9 protein-coding genes and 4 tRNA genes are annotated in these 13573 nt (G+C 69.5%); 8 read left to right on the top strand and 5 right to left on the bottom strand.

The genetic code is table 11. The annotated features are described in order from the left end of the window. Positions 1–8: 8 nt before the first annotated feature. The 5 genes from ACZ43N_RS29190 to ACZ43N_RS29170 all read right to left on the bottom strand — a co-directional run bounded on the left by ACZ43N_RS29190 (position 9) and on the right by ACZ43N_RS29170 (position 8962). Entirely contained in the window at positions 9–3224 is a 3216-nt protein-coding gene (locus ACZ43N_RS29190) for a sensor histidine kinase (protein ID WP_468101701.1), read from the bottom strand. A gap of 397 nt (positions 3225–3621) precedes the next feature. Beyond that, positions 3622–4197: a GTP-binding protein gene (locus ACZ43N_RS29185; RefSeq protein ID WP_055714096.1), complete on the bottom strand. Its 576-nt coding sequence runs from the start codon at positions 4195–4197 to the stop codon at positions 3622–3624. Further along, the gene (locus ACZ43N_RS29180) at positions 4178–4576 is read right to left on the bottom strand and encodes a DUF742 domain-containing protein (RefSeq protein ID WP_009314205.1); all 399 of its coding nucleotides are present in this window, start codon (positions 4574–4576) and stop codon (positions 4178–4180) included. The genes ACZ43N_RS29185 and ACZ43N_RS29180 overlap by 20 nt, the downstream gene beginning before the upstream one ends. Before the next feature lie 111 nt (positions 4577–4687). Next, positions 4688–5101 carry a roadblock/LC7 domain-containing protein gene (locus ACZ43N_RS29175; RefSeq protein ID WP_037654657.1) on the bottom strand — a complete coding sequence of 138 codons (414 nt, stop codon included), beginning with the start codon at positions 5099–5101 and terminating at the stop codon, positions 4688–4690. Between the two features lie 9 nt (positions 5102–5110). Continuing rightward, positions 5111–8962: a sensor histidine kinase gene (locus ACZ43N_RS29170; RefSeq protein WP_468101699.1), complete on the bottom strand. Its 3852-nt coding sequence runs from the start codon at positions 8960–8962 to the stop codon at positions 5111–5113. A 603-nt stretch (positions 8963–9565) separates the two neighbouring features. On the opposite strand from ACZ43N_RS29170, the gene ACZ43N_RS29165 reads away from it, so the two are divergent. The 8 genes from ACZ43N_RS29165 (at position 9566) to ACZ43N_RS29130 (ending at position 13546) form a co-directional block, all read left to right on the top strand. Next, a complete protein-coding gene (locus ACZ43N_RS29165) occupies positions 9566–9745 on the top strand; it encodes a hypothetical protein (RefSeq protein ID WP_468101697.1) in 180 nt (59 codons plus the stop codon). 233 nt (positions 9746–9978) lie between these two features. Beyond that, positions 9979–10755 (top strand): fumarylacetoacetate hydrolase family protein, encoded by a 777-nt coding sequence (locus tag ACZ43N_RS29160; RefSeq protein WP_468101696.1) that lies wholly within the window; start codon positions 9979–9981, stop codon positions 10753–10755. Next, positions 10748–12223: a glutamate--tRNA ligase gene (gene gltX / locus ACZ43N_RS29155; protein ID WP_468101694.1), complete on the top strand. Its 1476-nt coding sequence runs from the start codon at positions 10748–10750 to the stop codon at positions 12221–12223. The genes ACZ43N_RS29160 and gltX overlap by 8 nt, the downstream gene beginning before the upstream one ends. A gap of 93 nt (positions 12224–12316) precedes the next feature. Next, positions 12317–13045, top strand: coding sequence for an HAD family hydrolase (locus ACZ43N_RS29150; protein WP_468101692.1), 729 nt, complete (start codon positions 12317–12319; stop codon positions 13043–13045). Between the two features lie 90 nt (positions 13046–13135). Continuing rightward, a tRNA-Gln gene (locus ACZ43N_RS29145) sits at positions 13136–13207 on the top strand. 39 nt (positions 13208–13246) lie between these two features. Beyond that, positions 13247–13319 (top strand) — tRNA-Glu (locus tag ACZ43N_RS29140). A gap of 62 nt (positions 13320–13381) precedes the next feature. Continuing rightward, positions 13382–13454: transfer RNA gene (locus tag ACZ43N_RS29135), tRNA-Glu, on the top strand. Between the two features lie 20 nt (positions 13455–13474). After that, positions 13475–13546, top strand: a tRNA-Gln gene (locus ACZ43N_RS29130). Positions 13547–13573 lie beyond the last annotated feature (27 nt).

Here is a 13573-nt window from a genome sequence, read left to right as displayed (position 1 = left end):
GGCTCACACTAACGCTCCTGGTTGTAGGTGCTGTCAGGACCGAAGCCCTGGCCGTTCGTTTCACTGCCTGCGTTGCGCCCTCGCTGGACACCCCGGCGCAGGTTGCTCAGCCTGCCCCGGACATCCTCGGGGGCGCGGGAGATCTGTGGACCTCCCTGCGGGGTCGCCGTGGCGGCCCCCTCGACCAGATTGGCCTTGGGAACCCGCCGCGGCAGGCCGGAGGAGGTGACCCCGCCCGCCTTCGGCTTCTTCAACTGGGACGCCTGCTGCCAGCGCTCGTCGTTGGCCGAGCGCCAGTCGCCGTTCGGCCCCCCGGTCGTCGGCTGGTCCCGGGACACATCCTGACGTCCGTTCACGGCGCCCGCGCTCGTGCCGCCCGCGCTCGCGGTGGAGCCGCGGCGGGGCAGGCCGGCGTCGGTCAGCGCGTGGCCGGCGGAGGGGTTGGATCCCGGATGGTCGAAGCCTACGCGGTCCGGCTCCTTCACGTCAGCGGCCTGCGAAGATTCCGGTTCTGGAGCGTACTCGGAGCGGTAGCCGCTCTGGTAGTCCTGCTGCTGCGGCCAGTCGTCCTGATAGGACGACTCCTCGAAGCCCGAGTAGGTCTCCGGGGCCGTCGGAGCGTGCTCCTCCTGCGCGGGCTCCGCATAGGCGGGTTCCGGGTAACCACCGGTGGCGGAGAACGTGTCGTTCCCGCTCGGCAGATGCCCGTTTCCGTTCTGTGCGGCGCCTCCCTGCCCGAAGTACGCCTCGTCGTACGACGGCTGCTGCGGCTCCTCGTACGCCGTCTGCTGGTCGTAGGCCCGCTGCGGGTCCGCATAGGCCGTCGCGCCGTTGTCGTAGGACGGCTCGGGTGCCTGGAAGTCGTCACCGTAGTGCGGGGCCTCGATGGCCGCCTGCGGGCTCTGACCGTGCGTCTGGGCCTCCAGGGCCGCACGGCGCTCCTCACGCATCAGGGAGCGGCCCACCGGGTCCAGCTCGCGGATGTCGTTGGGTATCTCGTAGCGGCTGTCGTCGAAGCCCAGCTCAGCGGCGGTGCGCATCGGTGCGCTCTGCTGCTGCTGGAACGCGTGCTGCTCCGGGATGATCTGGGAGACCGTGAACTGGTCCGCCGGCTGGTGCTCGCCACCGCCACCGTGGGTGATGACGTCCGGGAGCATGACCAGGGAGGTCGTGCCCGCCTGCTCGCCGGAGGGGCGGAGCTGGACGCGGATGCCGTGGCGGTCGGAGAGGCGGCCGACCACGAACAGGCCCATGCGCTGGGAGATCGCGGCGTCCACGGTCGGCGGGTTGGCCAGCTTGTGGTTGATGTCCGCGAAGTCCTCGGCGGTGAGGCCGATGCCCTTGTCGTGGATCTCGATCATCACGCGGCCGTCGGGCAGACGGGTCGCGGTGACGCGGACCTTGGTCTGCGGGGAGGAGAACGTGGTGGCGTTCTCCAGCAGCTCGGCCAGCAGGTGCACGAGGTCGGTGACGGCACGGCCGTGGATCTCGGCCTCGGGGACACCGGACAGTTCGATGCGCTCGTACTGCTCCACCTCGGAGGAGGCGGCGCGCAGCACGTCGATCAGCGGGACCGGCTGGTCCCAGCGGCGGCCGGGCTCCTCGCCGGCGAGGACGAGGAGGTTCTCGCCGTTGCGGCGCATACGGGTCGCGAGGTGGTCCAGCTTGAAGAGGTTCTCCAGCTGGTCCGGGTCGGCCTCGTTGTTCTCCAGGTCGGTGATGAGGGTCAGCTGGCCCTCGATCAGCGACTGGTTGCGGCGCGACAGGTTGGTGAAGATCGCGTTGATGTTGCCCCGCAGCAGGGCCTGCTCGGCGGCGAGCCGGACGGCCTCGCGGTGGACCTGGTCGAAGGCGCGGGCGACCTCGCCGATCTCGTCCGTGGTGCTGATCGGGATCGGCGCCACCCGTGTGTCGACCCGGCCGGGGTCGGTGCGCGAGAGCTGGTCGACCAACATCGGCAGGCGCTGCTCGGCGATGCCGAAGGCGGCGTTGCGCAGCTGGCGCATCGAGCGGCTCATCTGGCGGGCCATGATCCCGGCGATGATGAACGCGGCGAGCAGGGCGACCACGACGATCGCGCCGTTGACGTAGGCGTCGCGCTGGGCGTCGGAGGCGATCGTGCCGGCCTCGTCCACCGCGCGGTTGATCAGCTCGGTCTCGACCTCGCTGTACCCCTCGAACTTGAGGGTGGAGGCGGCCATCCAGGTGGCCGGGGTGATGCCCTGGGTCTTCAGTTCGTCGGGCGTCCGCCCGCTGCCTATCGCCTCGATCATCTTCAGCATCGAGGAGGGCGGCGGGGTGAAGTCCTGCCCCTTGGCCTTGGCGGCGGCCGCGGCGTCGGTGACCTGCTTCTTCCCCTCCGCCTCCTTCTGCTCGAGGACCTGCTGGAGCCGGGCGGCGTCCGCCTCGGTACCACCGGAGACGTACTCCTGGATGGCGACGTTCTCGAGATAGGCGTACGAGGTGAACGCGGTGACCTGGCGGCGGAAGGTCGCCTCGTCCTCGCTGGGGCGGATCAGCAGGTGCATGCCGATGGCGCGCTGGAGGGAGGCGGCGCCCTTGGCGAGGGCGATCGCGTAGACGGAACGGCCGTAGGCGGTGACGTTGCCGGTGCCGAGGCCGAGCTCGTTGGAGAACTCCATCAGCAGGTGCTCGACGGCGACGTAGCCCTCTTCGGTCTGCACGGGGTCGGCGGCGCGGGTGAACGCGGTCTGCCGGATCCTGTCGAGCTGCGGCTCGGCCTCCTCGACCAGGCGGAGGCGGCGCTCCAGGCCCTGGCCGTCGGGCATCCCCACGACCTCGGTGTGGAAGGCGTCGGCCTTCTCGTCGGTGAAGGCGCGGGCGTCCTTGACGATGTCGCTGTCCCGCTTGCCCTGGAGCAGCGGCTCGGCGGAGAGGTCGCGCTCATTGAGCAGGGCCTCGGCGTACGCGCCGGCGGCGGCCACGATCTTGGCCACCTTCTCCGCGTCGCGGGCCTCCTGCCAGGTGTTGATCGAGCTCTTCACCTGGAAGCCGCCCATGACGAGGCCGACCAGCACGGGTATGAGCAGGATCGCGTTCAGACGGGTGGGCACCCGCCAGTTGCGAGGGGAGAGACGACTTCCGCTCGGCGCGGGAGCTGCCGTCGGCTCCGGTCCGGTCACTTGTGCGGGTGCCGCTCCGCGCGGCGGCGGGGTGAAGTTGCCCCGCGCCGACGGCTCGGGACCTTTCTTGCTTCGCCTCACTCGACCAACAACCTCTCGGCGCCGGCACCTACGTCGTGCCGCGGGTGACTCCACGCCCTAGTACGTCTTTGACTATTGGGCAGTTCAGGCATTCCAGCACGTCACGTTGCGCAGTTCCAAACACTGGGAGGCAACGATTCCGCGTGATGTAAGTCCCAGATAAAACGGTCAAACAGAGCGAGCCCCGGCAAAAAGCGGGGACATTGTGAGCGCAGCGGTACTGATCGACCGCGACGCGTGGTCGTACCACCCTATTTCTCTGTCGAAACGTTATGAACACCGACGCCGACCGTGTCAAACGACACAGTCGGCATCGGTGTATCTACGACAACTGCCGTATGAAGTTGTGGACTTGGGTCGTATTTTGGGCCCAGGTGCGGTGCTTCCGCGCCGTGTCCTATCGCAGTCGGGCCATGAGCGCGTGCTCGACAAGCGTGATCAGCGCGCTCTTGGCGTCCGCGCGATGGCGGGCGTCCGTCGTGATGATCGGGGTGTCGGGCCCGATCTGCAGGGCCTCCCGGACCTCGTCCGGGGTGTACGGCTGCTGCCCGTCGAAGCCGTTGAGCGCGATGACGAAGGGCAGCCCGCTGTTCTCGAAGTAGTCGACCGCGGGGAAGCAGTCGGCGAGACGGCGGGTGTCCACCAGGACGACGGCGCCGATGGCGCCGCGGACCAGGTCGTCCCACATGAACCAGAACCGGTCCTGGCCGGGCGTGCCGAACAGATACAGGATCAGGTCCTGGTCGAGCGTGATACGGCCGAAGTCCATGGCCACCGTGGTGGTGGTCTTGTCCCCGGTGTGGGTCAGATCGTCGATACCCGCGGACGCGGAGGTCATGACGGCCTCGGTGCGCAGCGGGTTGATCTCGGAGACGGCACCCACGAACGTGGTCTTGCCGACGCCGAAGCCACCGGCCACCACGATCTTCGCGGAGGTGGTGGCCCGACCCTGTTCAGAGCTTGCGAAGTCCACTGAGCACCCTTTCCAGCAGAGTCACGTCCGGCGCGCCACCGGCGTTCTCGTCGCCACCGGGCTGGTGGATCGCGACGAGTCCGGCCTCCGCGAGGTCCGCGACGAGGATCCGTGCCACACCGAGCGGCATGGACAGCAGGGCCGACACCTCGGCCACCGACTTCACCTCGTGGCACAGGTGACAGATCCGCTGGTGCTCGGGAAGCAGCCCCATCAGGTGGGCGGGGTCTGCCGTCGTGCTGATCAGCGCCTCGAGGGCGAGCTGGTATCGCGGCCGCGTCCGGCCACCGGTCATGGCGTACGGCCGAACCAGCGGCTGGTCGCCCTCGTCTCCGTACGGCTCTGCGTACGGATCGTGAGGAGCGGTGGGCGGGGTCATTGATCCTCCGAGCGGGACAGCAAGTCGGTCAGTCGTGCCGTCTGACGGGGGCCGGTGGGGGGACTGTGTCGGCCGGACGGTGATTTGGTGAGTTCTGTGGATCCGCAGGCGTCAGTGGAGCAGACTGCCTTGGAGTTCGGCGCGCAGGTCGGGTGTGAGCACGGCGCCCGCACGGTCGACGAGCAGCGCCATCTCGTAGCCGACAAGGCCGATGTCGCACTCGGGGTGGGCCAGGACGGCCAGGGACGAGCCGTCCGAGATGGACATGAGGAAGAGGAAGCCGCGCTCCATCTCCACCACCGTCTGGGCCACGGTCCCGCCCTCGAAGATCCGGGACGCCCCGGCCGTGAGCGAGGTGAGCCCGGAGGCGACGGCGGCGAGCTGGTCGGCTCGGTCGCGCGGGAACCCTTCCGACATCGCCAGGAGGAGACCGTCGGCGGACACGACGACGGTGTGGGACACCCCGGGGGTGTTGTCCACGAAGTTGGTGATCAACCAGTTGAGATTCTGTGCCGCCTGGCTCATCTGGCTCAACTAACGCTCCTGCTGGTGAGTGGGGTTCGGGAAGCTGCCGGTCTGGCCGTTGCCGACCTGACGACCTTGTGCGATACCCCGACGGAGATTGGTCAGCCGGCCGCGTACGTCATCAGGCGCACGGGAGACCTGCGGACCGCTTTGGTGCTGTTGCTGCTGAGCCGTGCCCGGCACGAGGTTCGCGCGCGGGACCCGACGGGGCAGGCCGGAGGTGGTGACCCCGCCCGCCGACGGCTGACGGACGCGTTCGGCCTGGCGGACCAGGTCGTCATTGGGGGTGCTGCGCCAGGCGCTGGAGGCCGGCGCGGCGGAGGCCGCCGACCGCTGGGGAGCGGGCGGGGTCTCGGGGGCCTGGACAGGCCGCTGCGGAGCGACGCCGTTGCCCGGCTGCCGCTGCTGACCACCCTGGCCGCCCTGACCGTGGAACCAGTTGGTCTCCAGCGTGTCGTACAGCGGGGTACGGCCGTCGCCGGGGCCCGCGGCCGGCGGCAGTGCCTCCGGCTCCTGCGGGCGCGCGGGGCGCTGCGGGGGCATCGGGGGTCGCTGCGGCTGGCGGGGCCCGCCGAAGTTCTCGCCGTTGACCGGCGGACGCTCGAACTGACCGGTGTCCTGCGGGTTCTGCCGGCCGGACGGGTCGTACTGCCCGCCGCCCTGGCCGTTCTGCCGTCCGAGGACGCCGAACTGACCGGTGTCCGGGGCGTTGTGCTGGCTGGTGTTCTGCGGGTTCTGCCGGCTCGGGACGGGGAACTGCCCCGTGCCGGAGCCGTCGTAGCCCGCCGTGGCGAACCGGCCGGTGGACGCGGGGTCCTCGGAGCCACGGGACGGGCCACCAGGCGCCGGCGGTGCACCGGACCCGCCGTACACGTCGGTGCGCGTGAAGGATCCGGTGCCGCCCTGTCCGGCGCCCGGGGCGTCGTAGTCGGGGCGGGGGAACTGCGAGGTCGAGGCCGGACCCTGGTTCGGGTCGACCCTCGGCATCGGTGCCGTGACATCAGGACGCTCGTCGTGGCCGCGCGGGGTGTCCAGCGAGGCGCGCGGCACCGGCGGCTGAGCGTTCTCGTCGCTCCAGCTCGGTGTGCGCGGGGCGTTGCCGCCGGGCAGCTCGGCGCGCGGGCCACCGCGGCCGGGGAGCTGCGGACGGCGCCTGCCGGGACGTTCCTTGCCCTGCTTCGGGGGTACAGCACCGGGACCGCTGTCACCGGAGCCGCCCTGACGCGGCGCACCGCCGTCACCGAAGCTGCCGCCCGGACGCAGGCCCGAGCCGCCGCCGGCGAAGCCGCCCTGGCGTCCGGAGTCGTTGAAGTTCTCGAAGTTCCTGGTGTCGGGGCCACTGGTCCCGGCGGCCTGGAGGCCCTGCGGGGCGCCCGGGGCCTGACCGCCGCCGAACGCACCGGCACCGGCACCGGCCGGAGCCGGCCGACCGCCCTGCGGAGGCATCGGCGGACCGCCCTGCGGACCACGCTGACCACCGGGGTTGCCCGGACCGCTCGGGTTGCCGGGCAGCGCGGCGCGCGGACCCTGACCGGCACCGACCTGCCCGCGCTGCGGGGCGCCACCGAGCAGACCGCCACCGGAGGGGCCTCCGCCGAGCTGCGGACCCGACTGGCCGGTCTGGCGACGCGCGGCGGCGGCACCGGCCGCGGCCTGCGCGGCAGCGGGACCACCGGTGGAGGGAGCACCCTGGCCGGGCTTGCCCGAGGCGGGCTTCCTGTTGCCCTGCGCCACGTCCACGGGAAGCATGACCAGCGCGGTCGTACCGCCCGAGTCCGACGGACGCAGCTGGATGCGGATGCCGTGGCGCTGCGACAGACGACCGACCACGAACAGACCCATGCGGCGGGAGACGGACACGTCCACGGTGGGCGGCGAGGCGAGCCGCTCGTTGATCGCCGCGAGGTCCTCGGGGGAGAGGCCGATACCGGTGTCGTGGATCTCGATCAGCACCCGCCCGTCGGGCAGCGCGTGACCGGTGACCTTGACCTTCGTCTGCGGCGAGGAGAAGGAGGTCGCGTTCTCGAGCAGCTCGGCGAGGAGGTGCACGAGGTCGTTGACCACGCGGCCGGCCACTTCGGTGGTCGGCACGGCGGCCAGCTCGATGCGCTCGTACTGCTCCACCTCGGAGGCGGCGGCGCGGAGCACGTCGACCAGCGGGACGGGGCGGGTCCAACGACGGCCGGGCTCTTCACCGGCGAGAACGAGGAGGTTCTCACCGTTACGGCGCATGCGGGTGGCGAGGTGGTCGAGCTTGAACAGCGAGGACAGCTGGTCCGGGTCGGCCTCGCGGGACTCCAGTTCGGAGATGAGCGAGAGCTGACGCTGGATGAGGCCCTGGGAGCGGCGCGAGAGGTTGGTGAACATCGCGTTGACGTTGCCCCGGAGGAGGGCCTGCTCGGCGGCGAGGCGGACCGCCTCGCGGTGCACGTCGTCGAAGGCCGCGGCCACCTGGCCGATCTCGTCCCGGGAGTGCACACCGACGGACTCGACGGAGGTGTCGACGTCCTGCGGGTCCGACTCCGACAGCTGCTTGACCAGCTCGGGCAGCCGGTCCTGGGCGACCTTGGTCGCCGTGTCCTGCAGCCGGCGCAGCGAGCGGATCATGGAGCGCGCCACGACGAACGCGCCGACCAGGGAGACACCGAGGACGAGCAGGATCAGCGCACCGGAGATGATCGCCTCTTGCTCGGCGTCGGCGCGGAGGTTACGGGCGGTCTGCTCCATCTCCTCCAGGAGCGATCCCTCGATCTTCTCCATCCGCTCGATCTTGGTCCCGGAGACGTCGGTCCAGTCCTTGTACGAGCGCTTGTCCTGGCCACGCAGACCGCCGGCGCTGGCGAGCACCCGGTCCGCGTAGAGGTCGGCGGCCTCGATGGTCGGGCTGGCGTCGTCGATGGGCTTGGTGAGCTCCTCTGCGCCGTCGCCGTAGATGTCCGAGAAGGCGGTGCGGTCGGACTCCTCGTTCGCCAGTGCCGAGCTCGCGTAGAGCCGGTCGTTCTCGGAGAGGGTGCCGAACGTGTCCTTGTTCTCCGGCAGGGCCGCCGCGATGACCGCGCGCTGCACGGACGCGTATTCCTTGGCCGACGAGAACGCGGCCAGGGCGCGGGTGCGCTTGATCATGTCCGGGTTGCTGGTGGCCTCCGCCATGTCCTGGGAGAGTTCCAGCAACTGGACGATCAGACGGTGATAGGCCTCGACCGTCTGCGTGGAGTTCTTCGGGTCGGCGTAGGCCTTGTTGCGGATGCTGTTGAGGTTGTTCAGCTCACGCACGACACGGACGAGGCTGTCGCGGACGCCGGGAAGGTTCTGGGCGGTGCTCGAGCTGTCGGCTTCCTGGGTCGAGTCGGCGAACTGGACGCGGGCCTGGTCGGTCTTCTCGCGGGCGCCCTTGACCGTGAAGTCGCTGGCGTCGAGCCCCTGGGCGAGGGGACCGGCGGAGAGGTCACGCTCGTTCTGCAGCGCGTCGGCGAGCTCGGTCGCCTGCTTGGTCATGTCGGTCAGCAGCCGCATGTTGTCGAGCTGCTGGATGTCGTCCACGTTGTCGCCGATGCGCAGTGCGCCCAGCGAGGTCGCCGCGACCACGGGGAGGGCGAGCAGCGAGACGAGACGAGTGGAGATGCGCCAGTTGCGCAGGGCTACTCGTGATCCGGGACCGGTCACGCCGGCCGTGTCGCCCTTGGGCTTGCCGGGCTGCACGGGAGGAGCTGACGCGCCGGTGCGCCCGGAGCGCTCACCGCCGTCGCCGATCTCCGCCGGACCCGGGTTCTGGGCGTGCTGGGGGGAGGAACCGTTCCCGGTTCCGATGTGTGGCTCCGGCTCCGCCGAAGCGCTGCCATCCCTCTTGAAACGTCCCTGCACTAGCGTCGCAACCTCTGGACCAGGCGCCCCACCGAATGAACGGCGGGACGGTGTCGGCGTCTTGGGGGCGCCCTGAATTACGTCCCCTGTTTGTGGTCGTGAGTGACCGGCGCTGGCTCCCCCTTCCGCCGCCGCCAGGCGCTGCTTTGCGCCCCTGCGCGCCGGCACGATCCTGCGGCGGTCCGTGGAATTCCAGCACAGTGCCGGATCTGCAACAAGGCCAACGGATAACGGTCTGTTCACAGTGACAGCACGTGAGGGAGTTGTCACCGGACGTCGAAGCCGATTCGCCGTAAAGCGGGCAAACCCCCGCGATATAGGGGTGGGGAGGGGGTGTCCCAGTCGCCATGATCAGGAGCGGAATGCCTGATTCAGTTGGCTGATATCCGTTTTGTCAGGGTGGGGCGAGAATCCGGATTGCCCTATTTGCCCATGAGTAGGTGAGCAAACTCACACGGTGATCATGCCTTCTCGGCGCCCTGGGCCGGGAATCGGATGTTTAGCCTGACGCTTTACATGGATGCCGAATCCGACAACCCGCGCTTGTGGGGCGGCCCTTGCGGTCCGGCCCGGCGCCCGCTCACGACGAGGTCCTGGACAACAGTGAAGACGACGATGATGTTCCGCACGATAGCCAACCCCCGGCGCACGACGCTGGCCCACCTCGCCGACGCCGAGGACCTGCGCACGCCGGAGCAGGAGCACTCCGCCGACCTCCCCTCCCAGACCGCCAACCCCCGCCGGACGGTCCTGATGAAGGTCCCCGTCCAGGCCGCTGAGTAGTTGCAGACTCAAGTACGGACAGAATCCGTCCTGTGCTCACGACGGATCCGTTGAATGAGCAGAACGGCTCCGTCAGCTACACGGACAAGGGGCGCCCGGCATCACGACCAGGGCGCCCTTTCCCGTGCCGCGGTCGGCCGCGCCCCCCTCAAATACGCGAGGCCGGCCCCCCTTGCCGCGTTAGCCTGGAGCGTCAGACTCCAGCCAGCTCAGTTAAGGGGCACGAGGATCCCGTGCGCATCGCCAGGTTCTCCATCGACGGGAACGTAGCCTTCGGAGCGGTCGAGGGCGACAAGCCGGACGAGCTCGTCCTCGACATCATCAAGGGCATTCCGTTCACGGACTTCGAGCTCTCCGGTACGAAGGTCCCGCTGAGCAAGGTCAGGCTGCTGCCGCCGGTGCTCCCCAACAAGGTCGTGGCCTTCGGCCGCAACTACGCCGAGCACGCTCGCGAACTGGGCAACGAGGTCCCCGACGCCCCGTTCGCCTTCTTCAAGCCGGCCACCTCGGTGATCGGCCCCGGCGACGAGATCCAGTACCCGTCCTTCTCGCAGGAGCTCCACCACGAGGCCGAGCTCGCCGTGGTCATCGGCCGCATGTGCCGAGAGGTCCCGCGCGAACGCGTAAAGGACGTGATCTTCGGCTACACCTGTGCCAACGACATCACCGCCCGTGACGTCCAGCGGCGCGAGAAGCAGTGGGCGCGGGCCAAGGGCTTCGACACGTCCTGCCCGCTCGGCCCCTGGGTCGAGACCGAACTGGACCCCTCGGACCTGACCATCCAGCTCACGGTCAACGGCGGTCAGCGCCAGCTCGGCCGCACGAGCGAGATGGTCCACTCCATCGAGGACCTGATCGTCAACATCACCGAGGCCATGACGCTGCTCCCGGGCGACGTCATCCTCACGGGCACCCCGGCAGGGGTCGGCCCCCTCAACGTCGGCGACGAGGTCGCCGTCACCATCGAAGGCATCGGCACTCTCACCAACAAGGTGATCAAGCGTGGCTAACGGCTCCGTCCGCGTACGTTTCTGTCCGTCCCCGACCGGCAACCCCCATGTGGGCCTGGTCCGCACGGCCCTGTTCAACTGGGCGTTCGCCCGCCACACCGGCGGCACGTTCGTCTTCCGCATCGAGGACACCGACGCGGCCCGCGACTCCGAGGAGTCCTACGAGCAGCTCCTGGACTCGCTGCGCTGGCTGGGCTTCACCTGGGACGAGGGCCCCGAGGTCGGCGGCCCGCACGCGCCGTACCGGCAGTCGCAGCGCATGGAGACGTACAAGGAGATCGCCAGGAAGCTCCAGGACGCCGGTCACGCGTACTACTGCTACTGCACCGCGTCCGAGCTGGAGGAGCGCCGCGAGGCGGCCCGCGCCGCCGGCCGGCCCTCCGGCTACGACGGCAAGTGCCGCGAGGTCACGCCCGAGCAGAAGGCCCGGTACGAGGCCGAGGGCCGTGAGCCGATCGTCCGCTTCCGGATGCCCGACGAGACGATCACCTTCACCGACCTGGTCCGCGGCGAGCTGACCTTCACCCCGGAGAACGTGCCGGACTACGGCATCGTCCGCGCCAACGGCGCCCCGCTCTACACGCTGGTCAACCCGGTCGACGACGCCCTGATGGAGATCACCCACGTTCTGCGCGGCGAGGACCTGCTCTCCTCCACGCCCCGTCAGATCGCCCTCTACAAGGCACTGATCGACCTGGGCGTCGCCAAGGACATCCCGGCCTTCGGCCACCTGCCGTACGTGATGGGCGAGGGCAACAAGAAGCTCTCCAAGCGGGACCCGCAGTCGAGCCTGAACCTCTACCGGGAGCGCGGCTTCCTCCCCGAGGGCCTGCTCAACTACCTCTCGCTCCTCGGCTGGTCGCTCTCCGCGGACAAGGACATCTTCACGATCGAGGAGATGGTCGCCGCCTTCGACGTCGCCGACGTGAACCCCAACCCGGCCCGCTTCGACCTGAAGAAGGCCGAGGCGATCAACGCGGACCACATCCGCATGCTGAGTGTGACGGAGTTCACCGAGCGCTGCGCCCCCTGGCTGAAGGCCCCCTTCGCCCCCTGGGCCCCGGAGGACTTCGACGAGGCCAAGTGGCAGGCCATCGCCCCGCACGCGCAGACTCGTCTGAAGGTCCTTTCGGAGATCACCGAGAACGTCGACTTCCTGTTCCTGCCGGAGCCGGTCGAGGACGAGGCGTCCTGGACGAAGGCGATGAAGGAAGGCTCCGACGCGCTGCTGCGCACCGCGAAGGAGAAGCTGCAGTCCGCCGACTGGACCTCGGCCGAGTCCCTCAAGGAGGCCGTCCTGGCCGCCGGCGAGGCCCATAGCCTCAAGCTCGGCAAGGCCCAGGCCCCGGTCCGCGTGGCCGTCACCGGCCGCACGGTCGGCCTGCCCCTCTTCGAGTCCCTGGAGATCCTGGGCAAGGAGAAGACCCTGGCCCGCATCGACGCGACCCTGGCCAGGCTGGCCGCGTAACGCCCATGCGTGAGGGGCGGCGCCCGGGACTCCGGGTGCCGCCCCTTCGTCATCCGCCGGACAGAACGGCCGGCCTCGGGCTACCGTCGGACCATGAACATCAAGGCCGTGGTCTGGGACGTCGACGACACCCTCTTCGACTACACCACGGCCGACCGCACCGGAATGAGGCAGCACCTGTCGGCGGAGGGGCTGCGCCGGTACGGCTCCGTCGACGAGGCCCTCGACCGCTGGCGGGAACTCACGAGCCTGCACTGGCGCCGGTACGCGGCGGGACACGGCGACTGGGAGGCCACCCGGCGCGACCGGGTGCGGGACTTCCACGGCGAACCCCTGACCGACGCCGAGGCCGACGCCTGGTTCGAGCGCTACATCGTCCACTACGAGCGGGCCTGGGCGCTCTTCCCCGACGTCCTGCCCGTCCTGGACGCGCTCGCCGCGACCCACCGGCACGCGGTGCTGTCCAACTCCAGCCTCCCCGTGCAGGAGCGCAAACTGCGTACCCTCGGTGTGTGGGACCGCTTCGAGACGGTCCTGTGCGCCGAGCAGCTGGGCGTCCACAAACCGGCCGCCGAGGCGTTCCACGCCGCGTGCGAGTCCCTGGACCTCCCCCCGAGCGAGGTCGCGTACGTCGGCGACCACCCGGAGATCGACGGACAGGGCGCCGCGGAGGCGGGTCTGCTGTCGGTGTGGATCGATCGCGGCGGCCTCTACGCGACCGTGGACCCGCCGGTCGGACCGCACCGCATCGCCACCCTCGCCGAACTCCCCGCGATCCTCGGCTCGGATACTCGTTTTGGAGCGCCGTCCACCTTCGGGTAATGTTCTTTCTGCGCCGCCGGGGAGCGGGCCGAAAGGCCGGAACCGGAAGCGCAAACTAGAACAAAATCCCCCCAGGGGCTTGCGTTCCAGTGGCCTATGGTGTAATTGGCAGCACGACTGATTCTGGTTCAGTTAGTCTTGGTTCGAGTCCAGGTAGGCCAGCTCGCAGAGCTTATCTGCGCCCGCGGATCATATCCGCAAGCCCCCGTTGTGTAGCGGCCTAGCACGCTGCCCTCTCAAGGCAGTAGCGCCGGTTCGAATCCGGTCGGGGGTACAGATCCTTCCCGCGAAGGTGGTCAGGGTAGCTCCCTCCACCGTCGATGCAGGATCGCTAGGGCCCCCGTTGTGTAGCGGCCTAGCACGCCGCCCTCTCAAGGCGGTAGCGCCGGTTCGAATCCGGTCGGGGGTACTGACTGGTCTAAACCACATTGGTCTATGGTGTAATTGGCAGCACGACTGATTCTGGTTCAGTTAGTCTTGGTTCGAGTCCAGGTAGACCAGCTCGGACCTGCGGAAACGCAGGCTCCA

Source organism: Streptomyces sp. NPDC030814 (assembly GCF_055572155.1).
The sequence above is the reverse complement of the archived record's forward strand: the minus strand, read 5'-3'. Positions and strand labels throughout refer to the sequence as shown.

Bases quoted from the DNA above. Each gene is read 5' to 3' on its own strand.
- ACZ43N_RS29180 (WP_009314205.1), bottom strand. From the start codon at position 4,576: ATGACCCCGCCCACCGCTCCTCACGATCCGTACGCAGAGCCGTACGGA.
- ACZ43N_RS29175 (WP_037654657.1), bottom strand. From the start codon at position 5,101: ATGAGCCAGGCGGCACAGAATCTCAACTGGTTGATCACCAACTTCGTG.
- ACZ43N_RS29150 (WP_468101692.1), top strand. From the start codon at position 12,317: ATGAACATCAAGGCCGTGGTCTGGGACGTCGACGACACCCTCTTCGAC.